Annotated in this window: 22 protein-coding genes and 1 pseudogene; 15 read left to right on the forward strand and 8 right to left on the reverse strand. The window is 69.6% G+C overall.

The window, feature by feature from the left end; translation table 11 throughout:
* Positions 1 to 13: 13 nt before the first annotated feature.
* Positions 14 to 802 carry a D-alanyl-D-alanine carboxypeptidase family protein gene (locus BN977_RS27025; RefSeq protein ID WP_109790356.1) on the reverse strand — a complete coding sequence of 263 codons (789 nt, stop codon included), beginning with the start codon at positions 800 to 802 and terminating at the stop codon, positions 14 to 16.
* Positions 803 to 918: 116 nt separating this feature from the next.
* Complete coding sequence (locus BN977_RS27030) at positions 919 to 1,794, reverse strand: D-alanyl-D-alanine carboxypeptidase family protein (RefSeq protein ID WP_036402903.1); 876 nt, start codon at positions 1,792 to 1,794, stop codon at positions 919 to 921.
* Between the two features lie 145 nt (positions 1,795 to 1,939).
* On the opposite strand from BN977_RS27030, the gene BN977_RS27035 reads away from it, so the two are divergent.
* From BN977_RS27035 to trmD, 8 genes are all read left to right on the forward strand, one after another.
* Complete coding sequence (locus tag BN977_RS27035) at positions 1,940 to 3,739, forward strand: N-acetylglutaminylglutamine amidotransferase (protein WP_024450388.1); 1,800 nt, start codon at positions 1,940 to 1,942, stop codon at positions 3,737 to 3,739.
* 2 nt (positions 3,740 to 3,741) lie between these two features.
* Complete coding sequence (gene ngg, locus BN977_RS27040; RefSeq protein WP_036402905.1) at positions 3,742 to 5,451, forward strand: N-acetylglutaminylglutamine synthetase; 1,710 nt, start codon at positions 3,742 to 3,744, stop codon at positions 5,449 to 5,451.
* Between the two features lie 53 nt (positions 5,452 to 5,504).
* Positions 5,505 to 6,749, forward strand: coding sequence for an osmoprotectant NAGGN system M42 family peptidase (locus BN977_RS27045; RefSeq protein WP_191262491.1), 1,245 nt, complete (start codon positions 5,505 to 5,507; stop codon positions 6,747 to 6,749).
* Positions 6,750 to 6,764: 15 nt separating this feature from the next.
* Entirely contained in the window at positions 6,765 to 7,232 is a 468-nt protein-coding gene (locus BN977_RS27050) for a nuclear transport factor 2 family protein (RefSeq protein ID WP_036402907.1), read from the forward strand.
* 191 nt (positions 7,233 to 7,423) lie between these two features.
* The gene (gene rpsP, locus BN977_RS27055; protein WP_036402910.1) at positions 7,424 to 7,891 is read left to right on the forward strand and encodes a 30S ribosomal protein S16; all 468 of its coding nucleotides are present in this window, start codon (positions 7,424 to 7,426) and stop codon (positions 7,889 to 7,891) included.
* Complete coding sequence (locus BN977_RS27060) at positions 7,888 to 8,130, forward strand: RNA-binding protein (RefSeq protein WP_024450383.1); 243 nt, start codon at positions 7,888 to 7,890, stop codon at positions 8,128 to 8,130. The genes rpsP and BN977_RS27060 overlap by 4 nt, the downstream gene beginning before the upstream one ends.
* A gap of 22 nt (positions 8,131 to 8,152) precedes the next feature.
* Entirely contained in the window at positions 8,153 to 8,677 is a 525-nt protein-coding gene (rimM, locus tag BN977_RS27065; RefSeq protein ID WP_036402913.1) for a ribosome maturation factor RimM, read from the forward strand.
* A gap of 6 nt (positions 8,678 to 8,683) precedes the next feature.
* Positions 8,684 to 9,388 carry a tRNA (guanosine(37)-N1)-methyltransferase TrmD gene (gene trmD, locus BN977_RS27070; RefSeq protein WP_036402915.1) on the forward strand — a complete coding sequence of 235 codons (705 nt, stop codon included), beginning with the start codon at positions 8,684 to 8,686 and terminating at the stop codon, positions 9,386 to 9,388.
* Here trmD and BN977_RS27075 read toward each other — a convergent pair.
* Complete coding sequence (locus BN977_RS27075; protein ID WP_036402917.1) at positions 9,385 to 10,329, reverse strand: serine hydrolase; 945 nt, start codon at positions 10,327 to 10,329, stop codon at positions 9,385 to 9,387. The two genes, trmD and BN977_RS27075, sit on opposite strands and share 4 nt — an antisense overlap.
* A gap of 376 nt (positions 10,330 to 10,705) precedes the next feature.
* On the opposite strand from BN977_RS27075, the gene rplS reads away from it, so the two are divergent.
* From rplS to BN977_RS27095, 4 genes are read left to right on the forward strand one after another with little or no spacing between them, the layout of a single operon-like run.
* Entirely contained in the window at positions 10,706 to 11,047 is a 342-nt protein-coding gene (gene rplS / locus BN977_RS27080; RefSeq protein ID WP_024450379.1) for a 50S ribosomal protein L19, read from the forward strand.
* 55 nt (positions 11,048 to 11,102) lie between these two features.
* Complete coding sequence (lepB, locus tag BN977_RS27085; protein WP_036402919.1) at positions 11,103 to 11,960, forward strand: signal peptidase I; 858 nt, start codon at positions 11,103 to 11,105, stop codon at positions 11,958 to 11,960.
* Between the two features lie 11 nt (positions 11,961 to 11,971).
* Positions 11,972 to 12,691, forward strand: a complete 720-nt coding sequence (locus BN977_RS27090) for a ribonuclease HII (protein ID WP_024450377.1) — start codon at positions 11,972 to 11,974, stop codon at positions 12,689 to 12,691.
* A complete protein-coding gene (locus BN977_RS27095) occupies positions 12,688 to 12,993 on the forward strand; it encodes a DUF2469 domain-containing protein (RefSeq protein ID WP_024450376.1) in 306 nt (101 codons plus the stop codon). Before BN977_RS27090 ends, BN977_RS27095 begins: the two co-directional genes overlap by 4 nt.
* A 15-nt stretch (positions 12,994 to 13,008) precedes the next feature.
* Here BN977_RS27095 and BN977_RS27100 read toward each other — a convergent pair whose 3' ends face one another.
* Positions 13,009 to 13,704, reverse strand: a complete 696-nt coding sequence (locus BN977_RS27100; RefSeq protein WP_036402922.1) for a dienelactone hydrolase family protein — start codon at positions 13,702 to 13,704, stop codon at positions 13,009 to 13,011.
* A gap of 24 nt (positions 13,705 to 13,728) precedes the next feature.
* Here BN977_RS27100 and BN977_RS27105 point away from each other — a divergent pair, with 24 nt between their 5' ends.
* From BN977_RS27105 to BN977_RS27115, 3 genes are read left to right on the forward strand one after another with little or no spacing between them, the layout of a single operon-like run.
* Positions 13,729 to 14,391, forward strand: coding sequence for a hypothetical protein (locus tag BN977_RS27105; RefSeq protein ID WP_036402925.1), 663 nt, complete (start codon positions 13,729 to 13,731; stop codon positions 14,389 to 14,391).
* Between the two features lie 47 nt (positions 14,392 to 14,438).
* The gene (locus tag BN977_RS27110) at positions 14,439 to 15,644 is read left to right on the forward strand and encodes a CoA transferase (protein WP_036402928.1); all 1,206 of its coding nucleotides are present in this window, start codon (positions 14,439 to 14,441) and stop codon (positions 15,642 to 15,644) included.
* The gene (locus BN977_RS27115) at positions 15,641 to 16,441 is read left to right on the forward strand and encodes an acyl-CoA thioesterase (RefSeq protein ID WP_036402930.1); all 801 of its coding nucleotides are present in this window, start codon (positions 15,641 to 15,643) and stop codon (positions 16,439 to 16,441) included. The genes BN977_RS27110 and BN977_RS27115 overlap by 4 nt, the downstream gene beginning before the upstream one ends.
* Here the strand turns inward: BN977_RS27115 and BN977_RS33700 are convergent.
* From BN977_RS33700 to BN977_RS27135, 4 genes and pseudogenes are all read right to left on the reverse strand, one after another.
* Positions 16,378 to 18,825: pseudogene (locus BN977_RS33700) on the reverse strand (AMP-binding protein); the annotation flags it as partial. The gene BN977_RS27115 and the pseudogene BN977_RS33700 sit on opposite strands and share 64 nt — an antisense overlap.
* The gene (locus BN977_RS27125) at positions 18,822 to 19,862 is read right to left on the reverse strand and encodes an ABC transporter ATP-binding protein (RefSeq protein ID WP_036402932.1); all 1,041 of its coding nucleotides are present in this window, start codon (positions 19,860 to 19,862) and stop codon (positions 18,822 to 18,824) included. The pseudogene BN977_RS33700 and the gene BN977_RS27125, both read right to left, overlap by 4 nt.
* Positions 19,859 to 21,409, reverse strand: coding sequence for an ABC transporter permease (locus BN977_RS27130; protein ID WP_036402934.1), 1,551 nt, complete (start codon positions 21,407 to 21,409; stop codon positions 19,859 to 19,861). The genes BN977_RS27125 and BN977_RS27130 overlap by 4 nt, the downstream gene beginning before the upstream one ends.
* Positions 21,410 to 22,426, reverse strand: a complete 1,017-nt coding sequence (locus BN977_RS27135; RefSeq protein WP_036404552.1) for an iron ABC transporter substrate-binding protein — start codon at positions 22,424 to 22,426, stop codon at positions 21,410 to 21,412. It lies immediately after the preceding gene.
* Positions 22,427 to 22,481 lie beyond the last annotated feature (55 nt).

The raw sequence follows: 22,481 nt of genomic DNA on the forward strand, positions 1-22,481 counted from the left end.
GGTGGGGGCCTCCCTACGCCGAGCGGCTGAAGCCCCAGTCCAGCAGGCTGATGGCTTGCCCGTAGAGGTCGCCGTTGCCGTACATCTGGACCACCACCAAGCGGCGATCACCCCGCTGGGCGGCGCCGACATAGGTGTGCTGAGCCAGATTCGTGTACCCGGTCTTGCCACCGAGGTCCCCGGGGTAGCGGCGCAGCAACTCGTTCTGGTTGGTCAGCGTCCGGCCGGGGAACTGCGCCGACGGCTGTCGCATGATCGCCGCGATCAGTGGATAGGCCAGGGCGGCCCGGAAGATCACCGCCAGGTCGTGCGGGGTGGTCACCGATTCCCAGCCCGGACCGTCCAGTCCGGAGGGCGAGGACGCCGTCGTGTGCCGCGCCCCCAACTGCCGTGCCTTGGCGTTCATCCGGGCCACCGCCACCCGCTGCCCGCCCAGCATGTCGGCCAGCATGTTCGCGGCATCGTTGCCCGACACCATCAGCAGCGCTTCCAGCAGTTGCCGGGTGGTGTACGCCTGCCCGGGTTGCAGGCCCACGCACGAACATTCGACCGTGGTGTGCGAGGTGTTGGCCCGCGCGAAGTTGTCCGGCCGCAGATTGTCCAGCACGACGGTGGCGAGCAGCACCTTGATGGTGCTGGCGGGCGCATAACTGCCGTAGGGGTCTTGCGCGGCGAGCACGGCGCCGGTGTCCAGGTCGGCCAGCAGCCACGCCTTGGCCGGGCCGTTGGTGAACGCCTGCACCCCGGCCAGCTCGGTTCCCGGCTGGGCTTCCGAGCGCGGGGAGACCACGCCGAGCGTCATCGTCGCGGTCACGACCAGCGCGGTGGCCGTCAGCAGTCTTCGCACGCGCGACGAGATTACGGAGCGCAGGACTCGCTGCGTGCGCGATCAGATTGCCGTTCGGCATCAACTGCGGTTCACAGCGCCCCGACGGCGGGCCCCCGGTCGTCGGCGGCGAAGCCCCAGTCCAATAGAGCCGACGCCTGATCCCAGTACGTGGGCCCGCCCTCGCGGACCAGTCCGTGCATCAGCACGACCACCAGCCGCCGCCCGTCGCGTTGCGCGGCCCCGACGAAGGTCTTGCGGGCCAGGTCGGTGAAACCGGTCTTGCCGCCGAGCATGCCGGGGTAGCGGGCCAGCATCTCGTCCTGGTTGACCAGCACCCGGTCGCCGGTCCGGCCCGGGATCACCGCGGTGGGCTGCGCGGTGATCTCGGCGAACACCGGGTGGGCCAGCGCGGCCCGGAAGATGGCCGCCAGGTCGTGCGGGGTGGTCCAGACGTCGATCCCGGGGCCGTCCAGCCCGGACGGGCTGCCCGCGGTGGTGGCGGTGGCGCCGACTTCCACCGCTTTGGCGTTCATCTTGGCGATCGCCGCCTCGCGGCCGCCCAGCATGGTGGCCAGGGTGTTGGCGGCGTCGTTACCCGACACCAGCAGCAGGCCCTCCAGCAGCTGACGCGTGGTGTAGGTGACGCCGGGCGCGATGCCCGCGCAATTGCACTCGACCTTGGTGTCGGCCTCGTCGGCGACCACGGTGGCATCGAGGGCGAGTTCGTCCAGCGCGGTGAGCGCCAGCAGCACCTTGATGGTGCTGGCCGGGGCGTACCGGCCGAACTCGTTGCGCGCGGCCAGGACGGCGCCGCTGTCCAGATCGGCGACCAGCCACGCCTCCGCCGGTCCCTCCGGTGTGGGCGCCGCGCCGGCCGGCACCGCCACATCGGCCAGGGCCCGCGGCGCGGCGAGGGTCAACAGGACGGCCAGACAGGTCAGCAGGACGGTGCCGAATCTCCCCATGGGATCTGCAGCCTATCCGGCATGCCTGCCGCTGTGACATCGGTCGCGTTTGGAAGTGCCCCCTGCGGGTATCCCTGCTCGCGGGCGACGTGCCCGGAACATCCGGGCGGCGTCGCCCTCAATCGAGGAAGAGGTGGTTCACACCATGTGCGGCATCGCCGGCGAGATCGCTCGCGGACGGGCAGCAGACATCGGAGCCATCGCGTCGATGGCCGACACCATGGTCCCCAGGGGCCCGGACAGCGGCGGGGTGTGGGGCAAGGACGGCGTGGCCTTCGGCCACCGGCGCCTGGCCATCATCGACCTGTCCAGTCACGGCCACCAGCCGATGCACGACCCTGAGTTACATCTGACGGTGGCCTTCAACGGCTGCATCTACAACTATCCGCAGCTGCGCGACGATCTGATCGCCAAGGGCTACCGCTTCTTCTCCCACAGCGATACCGAGGTGGTGCTGAAGGGATTCCACGCCTGGGGTGAGGGCGTGGTGGACCGGCTCTACGGCATGTTCGCCTTCGCGGTCACCGACACCGACAGCGGGCAGGTGCTGCTGGCCCGCGACCGGCTCGGCGTGAAACCGCTGTACTGGGCCGAGGTGGGCGACGCGTTCCGGTTCGCCTCCACGCTGCCCGCGCTGCTGGCCGGTGGCGGCGTGGACACCTCGATCGACCCCGTCGCCCTGCACCACTACCTGAGCTTCCACTCGGTGGTGCCCGCACCGCACACCATCCTGCGCGGGGTGCGCAAACTGGCCCCCGGCACCGTCATGCGGATCGAGCCGGACGGGCGCCGGGTCGAGCGGACCTACTGGAACCCGGTGTTCGAACGTGTCCCGGAGCGCGGCTCCTGGTCGGACCGGGATTGGGAAGACGCCGTGCTGGCGTCCCTGCGCACCGCGGTCGAACGGCGGCTGGTCTCGGATGTGCCCGTGGGCTGCCTGCTGTCCGGCGGTCTCGACTCCAGCCTCATCGTCGGCCTGCTCGCCGAGGCCGGACAGCATGGGCTGCAGACCTTTTCGATCGGCTTCGAGGCCGCCGGCGGCGAAGAGGGCGACGAGTTCAAGTACTCCGACGTCATCGCCCGGCACTTCGGGACCGATCACCACCAGATCCGGATCGACACCGCGCGCATGCTGCCCGCGCTGTCCAGCGCGATCGGCGCCATGAGCGAGCCGATGATGAGCCACGACTGCGTGGCGTTCTACCTGCTGTCCGAAGAGGTGAGCAAGCACGTCAAGGTGGTGCAGTCCGGTCAGGGCGCCGACGAGATCTTCGCCGGGTACCACTGGTACCCCCCCATGGCGCACGCCGCCGACGATGACGTCGACGCCGCCGTGGCCCGGTACCGGGCGGCCTTCTTCGACCGCGACCATGCCGCCGTCAACGCCCTGCTGGCGCCGCAGTGGCGCCTGGACGCCGATATCGCCGGCGATTTCGTCCGCGACCGGTTCGCCGCGCCCGGGGCGGCCACCGCGACCGACCGGGCGCTGCGGCTGGACACCACCGTGATGCTGGTCGACGACCCGGTCAAACGGGTGGACAACATGACCATGGCCTGGGGACTGGAGGGCCGCGTGCCGTTCCTCGACCACGAGCTCGTCGAACTCGCCGCGACCTGCCCGCCGCACCTTAAGACGGCGCACGACGGCAAGGGCGTGCTGAAAGAGGCGGCCCGCCAGGTCATTCCGAGCGAGGTGATCGACCGGCCGAAGGGGTACTTCCCGGTCCCGGCGCTCAAACACCTGGCCGGTCCGTACCTGGACCTGGTGCGCGATGCGCTGCACAGCGACGCCGCCCGCGCCCGCGGGCTGTTCACCGCCGACAGCGTCGAGCGGCTGTTCGCGGACCCGAACGGCAATCTCACCCCGCTGCGCGGAAACCCGTTGTGGCAGATCGGTTTGCTGGAGATGTGGCTGGCGCAGCACGTCGACGGAGGTCGGGCGTGACCATGGCGGAGACTCGGGACGACACCGGAGTGGTGCAGGACCTGGGGTGGGGGCGGCTGGTCTTCGGCCAGACCTTCGACGATCCCGAGGAGTTCGGCACCGCGTTGCGGGCCGAGGCCAGCGGCCGCCGCGATATCGGCATGTATTTGGACGCGCCGCACGTCTTCGTCGCCCTGCACCCGCAGGAGTTCTTCATCGACCCCAGCTTCACCTACCGGCTGACCTTCGCCGAGCGCGGCGACTACTGGCCCGATGACGTGCCGGGAGTGGTGGTGCGCCCGGTGCAGTCGATCCAGGACTGCGAGGCGATCAACGAGATCTACGTGCGCTGCCGGATGGTGCCCGCCGACATCGAACTCATGTGGAGCAACGTCCAGCGCGAGCCGCACATGGTGTACCTGGTGGCCACCGACGAACACACCGGCGCGCTGATCGGCACCGTGACCGGCATCGATCACCGGCAGCTGTTCGGGGACCAGGAAAACGGTTCCAGCCTGTGGTGCCTGGCGGTGGACCCGGCGGTGTCGCGGCCCGGGGTCGGCGGGCTGCTGGTGCGCTCGCTGGTGGAGGAGTTCATCCGGCGTGGCCGGGCGCAGATGGACCTGTCGGTGTTGCACGACAACGAGGGCGCGATCGCCCTCTACGAGCGGATGGGCTTCCAGCGTGTGCCGGCGCTGGGCATCAAGCGCAAGAACGCCATCAACGAGAAGCTGTTCGCCCCCGTCCAGGAGGAGGAGGGCCTGGCCGAGCTGAATCCGTACGCCCGGATCATCGCCGACGAGGCCATCATGCGCGGGATCCACGTCGAGGTGCTCGACGGCAAGGGCGGCTATATGCGGCTCACCCACGGCGGCACCAGCGTGGTGACCCGGGAATCGTTGTCGGAGTTGACCAATGCCGTCGCGATGAGCCGCTGCGACGACAAACGCGTGGCCCGTCGGGTGGTGTCCGAGGCCGGCATCCGGGTGCCGCGCGGGCGGACCGCGACGTTCGACGACGACGATTACGGGTTCCTGCGCGAGGTGGGCTCGGTGGTGGTGAAGCCGGCCCGCGGCGAGCAGGGGGCCGGTATCACCGTCGGGGTCACCAAACCCGACGAACTGGACCGCGCGCTGCAGTGGGCGGCCAAACACTGCCCCGATGTGCTCATCGAAGAGCGCTGCGAGGGTGAGGATCTGCGGCTGGTCGTCATCAACGGGAAGGTGATCGCCGCCGCCGTGCGGCGCCCGCCCGAGGTGCTGGGCAGCGGCAAGCACACCATCCGCCAACTGATCGAGACGCAGAGCCGCCGGCGGGCGGCGGCCACGCAGGGCGAATCGGTGATCCCGATCGACGACGTCACAGCCGACACCGTGCGGGACGCCGGCTGGGACCTCGACGACGTGCTGCCCGTCAACGAGCGGCTGGTGGTGCGGCGCACCGCCAACCTGCACACCGGGGGCACCATCTGCGATGTCACCGACGACGTGAACCCGAAACTGGCCAGGGTGGCCGTCGATGCGGCCGACGCGATCGGGATCCCGGTCACCGGGATCGACCTGATGGTGCCGTCGGTCCGCGGTGAGGAATACGTGTTCATCGAGGCCAACGAACGACCCGGGCTGGCCAATCACGAACCGCGCCCGACGGCGCAGGCTTTCGTGGATCTACTGTTTCCTCGTACCGCGGCCACACCGTGGGCCTGGCAGCCCGACCCTGTCGACCAGGGTTAGCGCCGGGCCGGCGCGCCGAGCGCTGCGTAATTCGAATGCGGGAGTGAGGAGACATGGTGCCCGAACGTGCGGTGATGCCGGAGGCGACCCGGGCGTGGATGATCGACACGCTGCTGGGGCTGCTGCAGACCCCGAGCCCGTCCGGGCGTACCGATGCGGTGATGCAGCTGATCGGCGACATCCTCGACGACCTCGGGGTGCCGTTCATGCTGACCCGGCGCGGGGCGCTGACCGCCGAACTGCCCGGCGAGTCCAAGACCACCGACCGCGCCGTCGTGGTGCACGCGGACACCATCGGTTGCATGGTGCGGGACCTGAAGGACAACGGCCGCCTCGAGGTGGTGCCGGTGGGGACGTTCTCGGCGCGGTTCGCCACCGGGGCGCGGGTCCGGATCATGACCGACGATCCCGACCAGTTCTTCACCGGAACCGTGATGCCGTTGAAGGCGTCCGGGCATGCGTTCGGCGACGAGATCGACACCCAGCCCACGGACTGGCCGAACGTGGAGGTGCGCATCGACCGGCAGGTCGGCACCCGGGGCGACCTGGAACGGCTCGGATTCCACGTCGGTGACTTCGTCGCGCTGATCGCCGCCCCGGAATTGACCTCCGACGGCTTCGTCGTGTCGCGGCACCTGGACGGCAAGGCCGGGGTGGCCGTCGCGCTGGCCCTGGCCAAGACCATCGCCGACGACCGCATCGTGCTACCGCACAAGACGACGATCATGGTGACGATCACCGAGGAGGTGGGTCACGGCGCCAGCCACGGCTTGCACCCCGATGTCGCCGAGCTGGTCTCGGTGGACAACGCGGTGTGCGCGCCGGGTCAGCATTCCATCGAGGACGGGGTGACCATTCCGATGGCCGATCTGCACGGGCCGTTCGACTACCACCTCACCCGCAAGCTGTGCCGGCTGGCCAAGGAACGGCGAATTCCGCACGCGCGCGACGTGTTCCGGTTCTACCGTTCCGACGCGGCCGCGGCCATCGAGGCGGGCGCGAACACCAGGGCCGCGCTGGTGGGCTTCGGGCTGGACGGCAGCCACGGCTGGGAACGCACGCACGTCGACTCGCTGGAAGCCGTGTACAACCTGCTGTTCGCGTGGTTGCAGACGCCGCTCACCTTCGCCAAGTGGGATGCCGAACCGTCGGGCAAACTGCGCGATTTCCCGTCGTCGAAACAGCCGGCGCCCACCGAACAATGGGTGCCGCTGTCCCGCGGTGAACACGGCGAACCGGGGGAGTGGTCCGGCGAGCACTGGCCGCCGTCGGAAGGGCCGGTGGGCCCGCAGGCGTAATGGTTCAATCGAGGCGTGCTGAGCATCGAAGAGATCTCTGACCGCCTGGAAATCCAGGATCTGCTGATCGCGTACTCGACGGCCATCGACACCCGCCGGTTCGACGACCTGGATCGGGTGTTCACCCCGGACGCCTATATCGACTATCGCGCCATGGGCGGGGTGGACGGTCATTTCCCCGAGGTCAAGGCCTGGTTGGCTCAGGTGCTGCCGAACTTCCCGGCGTACGCGCACATGCTGGGCAACGTCGACATCCGGCTGGCCGGGGACAGCGCGACGTCGCGGACGCTGTGCTTCAACCCGATGGTCCTCGGAGCCGCCCCGGCGGCGACCTCGGGCGCGGGGGTACCGGCGGACTCCGGCGGGGAGCAACCCCAGGTGCTGTTCTGTGGTCTCTGGTACGAGGACGAGTTCGTGCGCACCGCGGACGGCTGGCGGATGAGCCGGCGCGTCGAGGTGAAGTGCTTCGATCGGGTGGTGTAGTCGGCCCCACCGACGCGTGGTCTGAATTTGGGGCCGCACCGGCCGCTCTGGCACAATAGGCGGCTGTCTGTCGCGCGACACCGTTAGATGCGCTGCGCGCCGGTCACACACGTAAGGCAAAACCGGATCCCGGCAACCCGCCGGAGATCGCCGAATTGCAGCGTGGCAAATACAGGAGAGAACGCTTTCACATGGCTGTCAAAATCAAGCTGACCCGTCTCGGCAAGATCCGCAACCCGCAGTACCGCATCGCCGTCGCCGACGCGCGCAACCGCCGCGACGGCCGCGCCATCGAGGTCATCGGCCGTTACCACCCCAAGGAAGAGCCGAGCCTGATCGAGATCGATTCGGAGCGCGCGCAGTACTGGCTGGGCGTCGGTGCGCAGCCCACCGAGCCGGTCCTGGCGCTGCTGAAGATCACCGGTGACTGGCAGAAGTTCAAGGGCCTGCCGGGTGCCGAGGGCACGCTGAAGGTCAAGGAGCTCAAGCCGTCCAAGCTGGACCTGTTCAACGCGGCCCTGGCCGCCGCCGACAACGCCCCGACCGGCGAGGCCACCCAGCTCAAGAAGAAGAAGGCTCCGGCCAAGAAGGACGACGCGGCCGCCGAGGGCGAGACCGCCGAGGCCACCGACGCCGCCGCTGAGCCCGCCGCCGAATGAGCTCCGTAGTCGTCGACGCCGTCGAACACCTCGTTCGCGGGATCGTCGACAACCCCGACGACGTCCGGGTCGACCTGGTGACCAATCGTCGCGGCCGCACGGTGGAGGTGCACGTGCACCCCGATGATCTGGGGAAGGTCATCGGCCGCGGCGGTCGCACCGCCACCGCGCTGCGCACCCTGGTCGCCGGGATCGGCGGCCGTGGCATCCGCGTCGACGTGGTCGACACGGATCAATAGCAGCCCGGTAGTCGTTCAGATCATGGACCTCGTCGTCGGTCGGGTGGTGAAGGCCCACGGCATCGGCGGCGAGGTCGTCGTGGAGGTCCGCACCGACGATCCGGACGCCCGGTTCAGCCCGGGCGCCCGGCTTCGTGGTGCCAAACGCAATGCGCCGCAACGCGAATTCGTCATCGATTCGGTGCGCGAACACGGTGGGCGGCTGCTGGTGCGGCTGGCCGGTGTCAGCGACCGCAACGCCGCCGACGAGATTCGCGGCACGCTGTTCGTGGTGAACACCGACGAGCTCCCACCGATCGAGGACCCCGACGAGTTCTACGACCACCAGCTCGAAGGGCTGGCGGTGCGGACCGTGGACGGCACCGCGGTGGGGACGGTGGCCGAGGTGCTGCACACCCCGGCGGGGGAGCTGTTGTCGGTCAAGACCACCGAAGGGGCCGAGGTGCTGGTGCCGTTCGTCTCGGCGATCGTCACGGCGGTGTCGCTGGACGACCGGCTGGTCGAGATCGATCCCCCCGACGGTCTGCTCAACCTCGAAGACCTCTAGGTCACCATGCGGATCGACGTCGTCACGATCTTCCCCGACTATCTGGAACCGCTGCGCCAGGCCCTGCCCGGTAAGGCGTTGGAGGCCGGGATCTTCGACCTCGCCGTGCACGATCTGCGGCGGTGGACCCACGATGTGCACAAATCGGTCGACGACGCGCCCTACGGCGGCGGACCCGGCATGGTCATGCGGGCGCCCATCTGGGGCGCGGCACTCGACGAAATCTGTTCGGCCGAAACACTTCTGGTGATCCCGACGCCGGCTGGCCGGCTGTTCACCCAGGCCACCGCGCAGCGCTGGAGCGCCGAAGAGCACCTGGTGTTCGCCTGTGGCCGCTATGAGGGCATCGATCAGCGCGTCGCCGAGGATGCCGCCCGCCGGATGCGGGTGGAGGAGGTCTCCATCGGCGACTACGTGCTGGCCGGCGGGGAGGCCGCGGTGCTGGTGATGGTGGAGGCCGTGGTGCGTCTGCTACCCGATGTGCTCGGCAATCCGCAATCGCATCAAGAGGATTCGCATTCCGACGGTCTGCTCGAGGGGCCCAGCTACACCCGGCCGCAGGTGTGGCGCGATCTGGAGGTGCCACCGGTGCTGCGCTCGGGTGACCACGCCAAGATCGCGGCGTGGCGGCACGAGCAGTCGCTGCAGCGGACCCGGGAACGCCGGCCCGACCTGCTTGCGGGCGAGCGAAGCGACGGGGGAAATGGCTAGATGCGCCCGCCGGGGAAGATCGTCGACACGGCGGCGGTGATGGTCTGGCGCGCCTCGTCGGCATCGGCGGGCTGCATGGAGCTGATCGCCATCACGTAGCGCCGGTCCGGGCCCACCACGCCGGTGGACAGGTGCATCCAGTCCGCGCCGACACAGCACATCCAACCTTGTTTCACCGCAACGGGTTCGGCGTACAACCCTTCGGGGATGCCGAAGCGCTGTGGGTAGACCCCGCCGGGCACCATCCCGTCGGGTGCGGTCGGGGTGGACTCGGCGAGATCGGCCAGGATGATGCTGGCATCGGCGGGCGGCAACCCGCCCTTACCCGAGAGCAGCATGTCGTAGTAGCGCACCAGGTCGGTCACCGTGCTGGTGGTGTTGTACCAGCGGCCGTTGCCCGGGGCCCGGGTCGAGGACAGGCCGTAGCGGCTGACCACCCGGTTGACGATGGCGCTACCGCCGCTGCGATTCCAGAACACCTCGGCCGCGCTGTCGTCACTGGAGCGCAGCATGACGTCGAGCATCCGGCGGTCGTCGGGGCTCAGCGTGGTCTGCCCCTTGGCCTCCTGCAGTAGCAGGTCGTCGGCGATGAACAGTTTCACCACCGAGGCGATGGCGATGGTGTCGATGGCGCCGCTGGTGACCAGTTGACCGGTGTTGCGGTCCAGGATCGCCACGGTGATGTCGGCACCGTCCGCCGACGCGGCGGTCACCGCCTGCCGGATACGCATGTCCAGCCCGGCGAAGGCGGCTGCCGGCTGATCGGGCGGTGCCTCGGGCAGCGGCGCGGAGTTCCCCAGCGGGGCGATGACGGTCAGCTGCGGTGACTCGGGCGGCGGGGGTGGGGTTCCGTAGACCTTGGCCTCACAGCCCGAGACCAGCGCGCCGGTGCAGAGCACCGTGGCAGCCACCGTCATGAGCTTCGACGGCCGCGCCCGCATAGCTCTCCTCCTGGCATGCCTGTCACCAGTCTGCTCAACAACCTGCTCGAACAGCCCGGTGAAGCACTGTGTGAACCATTGAGTCGGCCGGAACGCCCGACCTTCGACGCGGTCGTAGCAGGTGGCGCTGACCCGTGTGTAGCCTAACGGTTGACGGCCGTTGTCGCTCGCCCGGCGCGGTGGTGTTTTGCGGCCGGATGTGCCGATTTCGTCGGATGAACACCATCTGGCACAATTGAGCAGTTGTCTGCGCACGGCCCCGCCGCAAGGGTGGAGCCTGCTGCGTGACGCAGAACCCGATAAGCCCGAATACCTCGGCTCGGCCGCGCACTGCGCGGTCCCGCAGGAGCCGCTTACTAGCAAGGAAGTGTCACCGATGAACACGCTGGACTTCGTCGATCAGACGTCGCTGCGCGACGACATCCCGGCCTTCAGCCCCGGCGACACCGTCAACGTGCACGTCAAGGTTATCGAGGGCTCCAAGGAGCGCATCCAGGTCTTCAAGGGTGTCGTGATCCGGCGCCAGGGTGGCGGCATCCGGGAGACCTTCACCGTGCGCAAGGAGAGCTACGGCGTCGGTGTCGAGCGGACCTTCCCGGTGCACTCGCCCAACATCGACCACATCGACGTCGTCACCCGCGGTGACGTGCGTCGCGCCAAGCTGTACTACCTGCGCGAGCTGCGCGGCAAGAAGGCGAAGATCAAGGAGAAGCGCTGACCCTGGTTCCGGCACGCCTGCCGGAACGGTCAGCAATGCTGATTACCCTGATGCCGTGACCGAGGACAAAGAAGGTACGGCGGCCGCGGACGGGTCGGATTCGGACCTAGAAGATGGCGTAGAGGATTCCGTCACCGATACCGTCGAGGACCAGGAAACCGACGAGCCCAAACGCAAATCGGGCGCGGTGCGTGAAGGGGTCATCCTCGTCACCATCGCGTTGGTCATGTACTACGTGGTGCTCACTTTCGTGGCGCGGCCGTACCTGATCCCGTCCGAATCGATGGAACCCACCCTGCACGGGTGTGCCGGCTGCGTGGGCGACCGGATCATGGTCGACAAGCTGACGTACGACTTCTCCAAGCCCGAGCCGGGTGACGTGGTCGTGTTCAAGGGCCCGCCGAACTGGAACATCGGCTACAAGTCGATCCGTTCGGACAATCCGGTGATCCGTTTCGCGCAGAACGCGTTGTCCTTCGTCGGTTTCGTGCCGCCGGACGAGAACGACTTGGTCAAGCGGGTCATCGCGGTGGGCGGTCAGACCGTGGAGTGTCGCGCCGCCACCGGGTTGACCGTGGACGGCAAGAAGCTCAACGAGCCCTATCTGGATCCGGCGACGATGATGGCCGACACCAACGTCTACCCCTGCCTGGGCAATGAGTTCGGTCCCGTGAAGGTGCCCGAGGGACGGTTGTGGGTGATGGGGGACAACCGCACCCATTCGGCGGATTCCCGCGCGCACTGCGCCAACCTGCCTGCCGACGCGCAGAAGGGGCTGCTGTGCACGGGTGATCCGGTGCCCGGCACCGTGCCGGTGGACAATGTCATCGGTAAGGCCCGGTTCATCGCGTGGCCGCCGTCGCGGTGGGGCGGCGTGCACAGCGTGAACCCGCAGACGGCGCCCGCATCTTAGGAGTCCTGGCGTTGGCGGCGAGCTGGCCACCGCGGACCGTGATCCGCAAATCCGGTCTGCGCACCCTGGAGTCCGCGCTGTATCGCAGCGGGCTCGGACCCGTCGCGGGTGTCGACGAGGTGGGACGCGGCGCCTGTGCCGGACCGCTGGTGGTGGCGGCCTGCGTGCTGGGCCCGAACCGGCTGTCCAGCCTGGCCGCGCTGGACGATTCCAAGAAACTCACCGAGGCCGAGCGGGAACGGCTGTTCCCGCTGATCCGCCGCTACGCGGTGGCGTATCACGTGGTGATCATCGAATCGACCGAGGTGGACCGGCGCGGCGTGCACCACGCGAACATCGAGGGGATGCGCCGGGCGGTGGCCGGTCTGCCGGTCCGACCCGGCTACGTGCTCTCCGACGGCTTTCGGGTACCCGGTCTGACGGTGCCCTCGCTGCCGGTGATCGGCGGTGACGCCGCCGCCGCGTGTATCGCCGCGGCGAGTGTGTTGGCCAAGGTCAGCCGCGACCGGCTGATGGTCAGCATGGACAGTGAACACCCCGGATACGGCTTCGCCGAGCACAAGGGCTACGGCACCCCGGGCCACACGGCCGCGCTGGAGCGGCTCGGTCCGTGCAGCCAGCACCGGTTCTCGTTCGTCAACATCGCACGCGTTGCCGGATCGGTGCGACGGGACGCCACGGCGTGCGGAATGATGGAGCCCAACCTAGACGAAGGACAGCAGAGCAGATGAGTGCCGAGGATCTCGAGAAGTACGAAACCGAGATGGAGCTCTCGCTGTATCGCGAGTACAAGGACATCGTCGGCCAGTTCAGCTACGTCGTGGAGACCGAACGCCGGTTCTACCTGGCCAACAGCGTCGAATTGGTGCCGCGCAACGCCGACGGCGAGGTCTACTTCGAGCTGCGGCTCGCCGATGCCTGGGTGTGGGACATGTACCGGCCGGCGCGGTTCGTCAAGCAGGTCCGGGTCATCACGTTCAAGGACGTGAACATCGAAGAGGTCGAGAAGCCCGAACTGCGGCTGCCCGACTGACCGGGCCGGTCGCCGCTACGTCCGCAGGTGCTCGTCGAAGAAGGCGAACACCCGGGACCAGGCGTCCGCTGTGGCGGCCTCGTCGTAACCGAACCCGGTGACCCGTAGCAGCGGCTGCGCGGGCAGCTGATTGGCGAAGCTGTGCCCCGCCTTCGGATAGACCTTGATATCGGCGGTGATGTTGCGGGCACCGGTGGCCCGCCGCAGCTTCTCCGGTGCGCCGATCCCCAGCGGGTCGCGCCGGCCGAAGCTGGCCACGATGGGGCAGGCGCCGGCCAGCGTGCGGTCCAGGTCGCGCGGCAGCGGCGTGCCGTAGAACGGGGCGGCCGCGCCGAATCCCTTGGGGGACAGGATCAGCGCGAACTGGCCGCCCATGCAGAAGCCCGCGATCCCGACGGTACCCGTGCATTCCGGCAAGCCCAGCAGGTGATCCCTGGCGGCCAGGATGTCGTCGAGCGATCGGCCACGCTGGGTCAGCGCCTCCCGCATCACCCGGGTGATACAGCGCGCCCGGCCGCCGCGGGCGTACAGGTTCGGGGTCAGCGCCAGATACCCGGCATCGGCGATACGCCGCGACACCGCCTCGTTGTCGGGCCGGTAGCCGACGGCGTCGTGCACCACCACCACACCCGGCCACGGCCCGGAGCCGGTCGGGGTGCCCAGCAGTGCGTCGATCGGACCGGCGGGGGTGTCGAGCGTGATCGAGGCCACGCCAACAAACTAGCCTGTGGGGCCATGGCCTGTCCGGTCGAATTGTCCGCCGAGGTGCACGACGCGCTGCGGGCGATGCGCGACGCCGGGGCCGTGCCGGCACGCTGCCACAAGGGAGCCCTCCGATCGGCGATCGCGGCCGCGGTGGACGGCCTGCTCGGCGCCGACCTGCCTCGGCGGGTGCGGCCCTGGGACCTTGCCGCGCTGCGGCGCGGTCTGCCGCTGGACGTCACGTCGGCGTGTGCGGTGCACGTCGACGCCGAGGTGCTCGTCGCGCGGCTGGCGCCCAGCGGCCGACGGATCCTGCTGCGCGGCGTGCAGGACGGCTGGCGGCTGGTGCGGTTCGTCGACGCCGGTGACGACCTCACGCTGCGGCCGGAGACCAGCAGGCAGGTCGAGCTGACGGGGTGGGGACCCGATGCGGTGCTGACGGCGCTCGGCATCACCAAACCCGACGATGTGCCGCTCGACGTCCACGTCGAGGACCTCGGGCAGGGCGAGACGGCAACCAGCCACCGTTACCTGTGGCGGGACGGGACCCGGACCGTGCTCGCCGAGGAGGTGACGACCGAGATCTTCGACGGCGCCACGCCCTACCGCACGCGCCTGCGCGGGGTCGTGATCGACGGGCCCGGCGGCACGTTGCTGACCGGTTCGGGGGACACCGCGCTGGTCGTCGAGGGCTGACCGGGGCGAGCGCAGCCACGGCAGATGCACCTGCCTATCGTGAGCGGGTGACCGACACACCCCAGCCCGTCCCGCCGCTGTCCGGTGTCCGCATCATCGAGATCTCCAGTTTCGTGGCCGTCCCGCTGGCCGGCATGACCTTGGCCCAGTTGGGGGCCGAGGTGATCCGCGTCGATCCGGTGGGCGGGGCGGCCGACTATCACCGCTGGCCGGTGACCGCGGCCGGCGACAGCATCTACTGGGCCGGCCTGAACAAGGGCAAGCGGTCGGTGGCGGTGGACATGCGCTCCGAGCAGGGGCAGCAGCTGGTCTGCCGGCTGATCGCCGATGCGGGCGTGCTGATCACCAACGCCGCTGGGCGGCAATGGCATTCGTATGAGGCGTTGACGGCGCACCGCCCCGATCTGATCCATGTGGAGATCTCCGGCCGCGCCGACGGCGGGACCGGTGTGGACTACACCGTCAACGCCGGGCTGGGGTTCCCGTTGGTGACCGGGCCTGCCGGTCTCGACGTTCCGGTCAACCACGTGCTGCCCGCGTGGGACGTCGCCTGCGGCCTGTACGCCGCGCTGGCCGTCACCACCGCGCTGCGGCACCGCGACGGTACCGGGCAGGGGCAGCGGATCTCGATTCCGCTGGAGAACGTCGCGCTGGCCACCGCCGGGAACCTGAGCTTCCTGACCGAGGTGATGGTCAACGGCGACGACCGGCCCCGGATCGGCAACGCGATCTACGGTCAGTACGGCCAGCAATTCACCAGCGCCGACGGTGCCGCGTTCATGATCGTCGCGCTGACCGGCCGGCATTTCCGGGACCTGGCCGAGGTGACCGGTAACGCCGAAGCCGTTGCCGCCCTTGCCCGGTCGCTGGGTGCCGATTTCGCCGACGAGGAGCAACGCTACCGTCACCGGGACGCGCTGACCGGGCTGTTCACCCCGTGGTTCAGCGCGCACACCGCCGAGCAGATCACCGCCACGCTGTCGGGTACCTCGATCCTGTGGGAGCGCTACCGCAGTTTCGCCGAGGCCGCCGCCGACCCGAAGGTCACCGACAATCCGCTGTTCAGCACCCTGGACCAACCACGCATCGGCAGCTATCTGGCGCCCGGGCTGCCGATCGCCGTCGACGGCGTCTACCCGCGCGCGGTGCCGGCCCCCGCGCTCGGCGATCACACCGCGCAGGTGCTCGCCGAGGCGTTGGGGCTCGGCGCCGACGAGATCGCCGTCCTCACCGAGGCGGGCACGGTGGCATGAGCGATCTCGCCGCGCTGTTCGCGCTGACCGAAATCGGCCACGACGCATGGACGGGGCCGGCCAGCGGGCCGGAAGGCAAACGCGCCTACGGCGGATTGATCGCCGCGCAAAGCCTGGCGGCGGCATGTCACGCCGTCGATGCGGACTATCAGCCCACCAACATGCATCTGCAGTTCCTGCGCGGCGGGGACGCGGGCGTGGCGCTGGATCTGCGGGTGGACCGGGTGTACGACGGTCGCACCGCCGCGGCGCGGCGGGTGGAGAGCCGGCAGGCCGGACGGCTGCTCACCGCGGGTACGGTGTCCTTCACGGTGCCGTTGAGCGGCCCCGAACACGGTGTGCGGCAGGCCATGCCGACACATCCGGACCGCCTGCCGCGGACCGGTCCGCCCGGCCCGGCGCCGTCGCTGCCGATGGCGGAACTCGACATCCGCATCGAGGACATCGGATCGGGCGCCGATTTCGTCCGGCGGATGTGGTGGCGGGTGACGGCGCCGCTGCCGGATACGCCGTTGCTGCACACCCTGATCGCCGTCTACATCACCGACCTGTACGGGGTCGACCCCGCCTCACACGTGCACGGGTCGGCGATGCGTGAGCGCGTGCACCGCACCGGCACAACGGATTCGTCGATCTGGCTGCATCAGTCGGTGCGCGCCGACGAGTGGAACCTGCTGGAGTCGTCCTCGCCCGCGGCGGCGCGGGGCCGCAGTGTGATCACCGCCAGCCTGCTGCGCGCCGACGGCACCATCGCCGCCACGCTGGTCCAGGAGGGGCTGTTCGCCGACCGGGACTGACGAATCCGCGTGCGGATCCAGCCGATCAGCCGGCTCAGCAGCACACCCGCCGCGATCGCGGCCAGCACCCCGAGCAGCCGGTGTTCGCCGAACAACGCATACACCTGGAAGTGCGTGAGATAGGTGTACAGCGACGCCTCGGCGATCGCACCCGCGATCACCGCCAGCCGCGCCGGGCACCGCACCGCCGGCAGCCAGATCAGCAGCGCCAGTCCGGTGAACACCAGCACCTCGCGGCCGGTGGTGCCGAAATACCCGTGCAGCCCGGCCGCGAGCACCACGGTGACCGCCAGCCGTTGCCATACCGAGGTGGCCTTCGCCGCCGCCCAGCCCGCCGCGAAGAACCAGAAGGCCAGCATGGAGAACCACGCGTCGCGGCCGGGGAATTCGAAGCGCAGCACCAACCCGACCGCCAAGAACGTTGCGGCGAAGGCAAACGGATGGCGTCGTTCGGCGCGGTCGGCCAGCCAGCACAGCGCGGTCAGCCCCACCAGCACCCACACCAGCACCTCGACGAACCACAGCCGGCCGGCCGTCATGCTGTCGGCTGGACCGAGAAACTTGTTGGCCAGCAACAGGTTCGTGCCGTGATAGTCGTCGGTGATGAGCAGGGCGATGGCCACCCAGGCGATCGCGGGCACCGCGATCGCACCGATGGTCTGGCCGAGGTGGCGGACCCGGTCACCGCGCGACACCGGCGTCAGGCAGAACCGGCCGAAGTTGTAACCGGCCACGCCGAGCAGGATGTGCGCGCCGCCCCACAGTGTGAACAGTTCGGCGTGAGATCCGACGATCAGGACGATGGCCAGGGCGCGCAGCGCGACGCTGGTTTCCAGCACGGTGCCACGGCCGGCCGGCGGTGGGCCGTCCTCCAGATCGCGCAGCGGGATGCGCTGCCACTGCCGGGGCAGCCGGCCGATGAGCTTCTGCAGCCGCACCGACATCGCGACATAGGTCAGGGAGTTGCCGCCCAGATCGACGAAACTGGCGCCCGGGTCGATGCTCGCGGGATCGAGATGGAGCACCTCGCCGAACAGCCCGCGCACGGACTGGGCGGCCGGCGGCGGTGGCGCCAGCGCCCGCACCGCGGGATAGTCCGGTTTCCCCGAGGGCAGTACCGGCAGCTCGTCGACCCGGACGGCCCGGACGGCGCCGGCCGGTACACCGGTGCCGGTGGCCACGGCGTCGCGTGCCCGGTCCGGGTCGCCGAGCGTGGCCACCACGAGCGTGTCGTCGTCGGCGGTGCACAACGCGATGATGCCGCGGTCGCGCAGCGTTCCCTCCAGCCGCTGCAGGTCGATCCGCAGCCCGAACATCTTGACCATCCGGCTGGCCCGGCCGACCACCTCGTACAACCCGTCGCCGAGGTGGCGGGCCAGGTCGCCGGTGCGCAACACCTCGACGGTGCGGCCCAGCGCGAGATCGCCGGCATCGTGGGCGTAGCCGAGCATCACGTTCGGTCCGCGGTAGGTCAGTTCGCCGACCTCGCCGTCGGGGGCGTCGACCGCCAGTTGCCCGCCCGGGATCGCGCGGCCGATGGCGCCGGGGCGACGCGTGGCCAGGTGCGGCGGCAGGTAGGCCATCCGCGCGGTGGCCTCGGTGGCGCCGTACATGACGAACAACTCCCAGCCGCGGCGCCGGCCCAGTGCGGCGATGTCACGGACCCGATGCGGTGCCATCCGGCCGCCGGCCTGGGTGACGTAGCGCAGATCGGGCAGGTCCATGTCGTCGAAGCCGATGCGCTCCAGCAGATCGAAGGTGTAGGGCACCCCGGCGAACGTGGTGGCGCGGTGCCGGCGGAACAGCGCCCAGAACTCGTCGTCGGTCACCGACAGGTCGGTCAGCAGCAGGGCGGCCCCGCGCAGCAGATGACTGTGGACCACCGACAGTCCGTAGCAGTAGGACATCGGCAAGGTGGTTGCCGCGCAGTCGGTTTCGCGGATGTCGAGGTACTCGCCGATGGCCGCGGCATTGGTGAGCAGGTTGGCGGCGGACAATCGCACCAGCTTCGGGGACCCGGTGCTGCCCGATGTCGACAACAACAATGCCAGTTCCGGGTGCAGGCGATGCCCCTGGTGACCGCGGTGGTGCACACCATCGGCGTCGATGATGACGTCGGGCCGGTAGCACTCCACGAGGTCGCTGTGGTCACGGCCGGGTGGCACCGGCAGCGGAACCTGCCCGGCCGCCAGGGCGCCCAGGTAGTGCACCAGCGTGGCGGTGTCGTTGTGCACCTCGATCAGCACGATGCCACGGCCGGTGCCGAATTCGGTTGCGGCGCCGGCGACCCGGTCGGCCAGTTCCCGGTAGGTCAGCGTCACGCCCGCGCAGTGCACCGCGGGCCGGTCGCCGAACTGGTTCAGATGGTCGATCAGCGGGCTCACCGGAAAACCAAGCCGCTTCCGACGATGTCGATGCGTACCTTGGCGTTGACCGGTGGCGGGTCGACGCTGTGCTGGCGGACGGTGAACGCCGGGGTGTCCCCACCCGGGTCGATGGTCAACAGCACCTCGTGTCCCAGGAATTCGCTGCCGACGACGGTGCCCAGACCGGCGCCGTGGTCGGCGTCGGCGGCCACGGTGGCGCGCAGCTGTTCGGGCCGCAGCATCAGGGTGCCGGGGCCGTCGTCGGCCGCGGCGGGGACCCGGCCCAAGGCGCTTTCGGCGCTCCCGCCGCGCACCGTGCAGGGCAGCAGCACGCAGTCGCCGAGGAACTCGGCGGTGAACCGATCCGCCGGATGGCGGTAAACCTGTTGCGGGGTACCGACACCGGTGAACCGGCCAGCGCGCATGACGGCCACCTGATCGGCGATCGACAGCGCCTCGGCCTGGTCGTGGGTGACCAGCAGCGTGGTGACACCCGCATCGCGGAGCACCTGCATCACCGCTTTGCGGGTGGCGGCGCGCAGGCCGGTGTCCAACGCCGAGAACGGCTCGTCGAGCAGCATCAGCACCGGACGGCGGGCCATCGCACGCGCCAGCGCCACCCGCTGCTGCTGGCCGCCGGAGAGTTCATGGGGGCGCCGGTCGGCGAATGACCGGTCCAGCGACACCGTGTCCAGCAGCTGTGCGACGCGCTCGCGCACCGCGGCGCTGTGGGCCCGGCCCGGCAGGCCGTAGGCGATGTTCGCGGCCACGCTCAGGTGCGGGAACAGCGCGCCGTCCTGGGCGACGTAGCCGACGGACCGACGGTGCGCGGCGACGCCTCGGCCGGGGCCGGCGACCTGGGTGCCGTCGATGGTGACGGTTCCCGCGTCGGGATTCTCGAACCCGGCCACCAGGCGCAGCAGCGTGGTCTTCCCGCAGCCGGACGCGCCGACCACCGCCGTCGTGCTGCCTGGTGCCAGGGTGAGATCCACCGCATCGAGCACCCGTGCCGTGCCGAAGGACTTCGAAAGTGCGCTGACCTCAAGGGTGTTCACAGGGCCGCCGCCTTGGTGGACTGTTTGAACAGCAACACGGTCACCGGGATCGAGAGCAGCACCAGCAGCATCGCGTAGGGCGCGGCGGCCGCGTAATCCAACTCGCTGGACAACGACCAGAACCGCATGGCCAGGGTGCGGGTGCCGGTCGGGGCGAGCAGCAGGGTGGCCGTCAGTTCGGTGGCGACGGCCACGAACACCAGGCACGCGCCGGCGGCCGCGGCGGGGGCGGTCAGACGCAACGTCACATGGACGAAGGTATGCGCCGGGGACCGGCCCAACGACAGCGAGGCCTCTTCCAGCGCGGGCGGCACCTGGGCCAGCCCGGACCGCAGGCTGACCAGAGCGCGGGGCAGGAACATCAACACGTAGGCGGCCAGCACCAGGGCGGTGGTCTGATAGAGCGGCGGGGCGAACCGGATGGCCACCGTCACCAAGGCCAGCGCGGTGACGATGCCCGGCATGGCGCTGGTGATGAAGTTGGCGCCCTCCACTGCCCGGGCCAGCGGGCCGCGAAAGCGCACGGCCAGCCAGGCGAACGGGAACGCCAGCACCGTGGTCAGTGCCGCCGCCACCGCCGCCAGGCTCGCCGTCTGCAGCAGCGCGGTGCCCAGGTCGGCGACCGACCAGACCTGCCCGCCGCCGATCCACAACCAGCGCAGCAGCGTCCACACCGGCACGCCGAGGGCCAGTGCGGTCAACGCCGCGAGCGCCACCATTGCCGGTAAACCCATGCCGTGCAACGGGATCGGGCTGATCGCCCGCGGTGCGCCGGAGCCGATCCTGGCGAACCGGGCGGTGCCGCGCAGGGCCGCCTCGGTCAGCAGTAGCACCAGGCACAGCGTCACCAGGATCCCGGCCAGGGTGGCCCCGGCCGCACCGTCGAACGTGGCCTGGAACTGCTCGAAGATCGCCGTGGTGAAGGTGGCGAAGCGCAGCATGGCGAACGCGCCGTACTCGGCGAGCAGATGCACGCCGATCAGCAGGCCGCCGCCCAGCACCGCCAACCGCAGCTGCGGCAGCACCACCCGGAAGAACACGCCGAGCGGACTGGAGCCCAGCGCGCGGGCGGATTCCTCGATGGCCGGATCCAGCCGGCGCAGCGTGGCCGCGGCGGGCAGATAGACGAACGGGAAATAGGACAGTGCCGAGACCAACACCCCGGCACCGAAGCCGTGCAAGGCCGGCCAGACGCTCACCCAGGCGTAGCTGTTGATGAACGCCGGTACGGCCAGGGGAGCCACCAGCAACGGGCGCCAGATCGTGCGGCCCGGCACGTCGGTGCGTTCCACCAGCCAGGCCGCGCCCACGCCGACGGCCAGGCAGATCGGCACCGTCACCACGACCAGCCCGACGGTGTTGACCAGCAATTCCCCGACCCGGGGACGGATCACCAACTCATAGACCCGGGTCGGTCCGGTGCTGGCGATGGCCCAGCCCACATAGCCGAGCGGGATGAACGTCAGTGCCACCAGCAGCGCCACGGTTGCACTCAGCAGCGGCCCAGGCCCGCGCCGGGTGCTGCGTGGCGCCTCGGTGGTGACCACCTACAGCAGTCCCGCGGCGGTCATCAGGTCGGTCACCTTGGCGGCGTTCAGGTCGGACGGGTTCACCCGGGGCGCCTGCAGGGTGTCCAGTGCGGGCAGCGCCGGATTGGCCGCGACGTCGCTGCCGACCGGGTATTCGAACGAGGTGCCCTTCTGCAGCACTTCCTGGCCGGCCTTACCGGTGATGAACCGCAGGAACTGCTGGGCCTGGTCCTTCTTCTTGCTGGAATTGAGGACACCGCCGCCGGAGATGCTGATGAACGCCCCCGGGTCCTGGTTGCGGAAGTAGTGCAGGGCGGTGTTGGCGCTGATGTCCTTGGTCTTGGCCTGGTCGCGGAACCAGTAGTAGTGGTAGATGATGCCGCCGTCGACCTGACCGTCGTTGACCGCGCGCAGGGTGGCGATGTTGTCCTGGAAGGTGGTCGCGTTGGTCTTCATCCCGGCCAGCCAGCCGGCGGTGGCCGGTTCGCCGGTGAGGGCCAGCATCGCGGCCACGATGGCCTGGAAATCGGCCTTGGCCGGCGGGGCGCCCCAGCGTCCCTTCCACGCCGGCGATTGCAGGTCCATGATCGACTTCGGCAGCTGGTTCTCCTGCAGCCGTGTCTTGTTGTAGACGAACACCGTGGTGCGCGCGGCGACACCGGTCCACTTGTTCGACGCCGGGCGGTACTGCGCGGGCACCTGCTGCTGGACGGTCGGGTCGACATCGGCGAACAGTCCGGCCTTCTCGACCGCGGCCATCGCCGGGGAGTTCTCGGTGAGGAAGACGTCGGCCGGCGACGCCGCTCCCTCGGCGATGATCTGGTTGCCCAGTTCGGTGTCCCCGCCCTGCCGATAGGTGACCTTGATTCCGGTCTCCTTGGTGAACGCGTCGATCCACTCCTTGGTCAGCGACTCGTGCTGAGCGTTGTAGATCAGCAATTCGTCGCTGGGCTTGCCGGATGAGCAGGCCGTGGCGGCGAGCGCCAGGGCCAGGACCGACAACAAGGCGGTGAATCGACACCATCGGGCGCGCATCAAGGGGATCCTCTCGTAGTTGAGGCTGCCCTTAGAAGATACCGGTGCCGGTGCG

The sequence above is a fragment of the Mycolicibacterium cosmeticum genome, from assembly GCF_000613185.1.
GTDB lineage: Bacteria > Actinomycetota > Actinomycetes > Mycobacteriales > Mycobacteriaceae > Mycobacterium > Mycobacterium cosmeticum.

Bases quoted from the DNA above. Each gene is read 5' to 3' on its own strand.
- BN977_RS27135 (WP_036404552.1), bottom strand. From the start codon at position 22,426: ATGCGCGCCCGATGGTGTCGATTCACCGCCTTGTTGTCGGTCCTGGCC.
- BN977_RS27095 (WP_024450376.1), top strand. From the start codon at position 12,688: ATGAGTGCCGAGGATCTCGAGAAGTACGAAACCGAGATGGAGCTCTCG.
- BN977_RS27030 (WP_036402903.1), bottom strand. From the start codon at position 1,794: ATGGGGAGATTCGGCACCGTCCTGCTGACCTGTCTGGCCGTCCTGTTG.
- BN977_RS27025 (WP_109790356.1), bottom strand. From the start codon at position 802: ATGACGCTCGGCGTGGTCTCCCCGCGCTCGGAAGCCCAGCCGGGAACC.
- BN977_RS27035 (WP_024450388.1), top strand. From the start codon at position 1,940: ATGTGCGGCATCGCCGGCGAGATCGCTCGCGGACGGGCAGCAGACATC.
- BN977_RS27075 (WP_036402917.1), bottom strand. From the start codon at position 10,329: ATGCGGGCGCGGCCGTCGAAGCTCATGACGGTGGCTGCCACGGTGCTC.
- ngg (WP_036402905.1), top strand. From the start codon at position 3,742: ATGGCGGAGACTCGGGACGACACCGGAGTGGTGCAGGACCTGGGGTGG.
- rpsP (WP_036402910.1), top strand. From the start codon at position 7,424: ATGGCTGTCAAAATCAAGCTGACCCGTCTCGGCAAGATCCGCAACCCG.
- BN977_RS27045 (WP_191262491.1), top strand. From the start codon at position 5,505: ATGGTGCCCGAACGTGCGGTGATGCCGGAGGCGACCCGGGCGTGGATG.
- BN977_RS27060 (WP_024450383.1), top strand. From the start codon at position 7,888: ATGAGCTCCGTAGTCGTCGACGCCGTCGAACACCTCGTTCGCGGGATC.
- BN977_RS27115 (WP_036402930.1), top strand. From the start codon at position 15,641: ATGAGCGATCTCGCCGCGCTGTTCGCGCTGACCGAAATCGGCCACGAC.
- trmD (WP_036402915.1), top strand. From the start codon at position 8,684: ATGCGGATCGACGTCGTCACGATCTTCCCCGACTATCTGGAACCGCTG.
- rplS (WP_024450379.1), top strand. From the start codon at position 10,706: ATGAACACGCTGGACTTCGTCGATCAGACGTCGCTGCGCGACGACATC.
- BN977_RS27105 (WP_036402925.1), top strand. From the start codon at position 13,729: ATGGCCTGTCCGGTCGAATTGTCCGCCGAGGTGCACGACGCGCTGCGG.
- rimM (WP_036402913.1), top strand. From the start codon at position 8,153: ATGGACCTCGTCGTCGGTCGGGTGGTGAAGGCCCACGGCATCGGCGGC.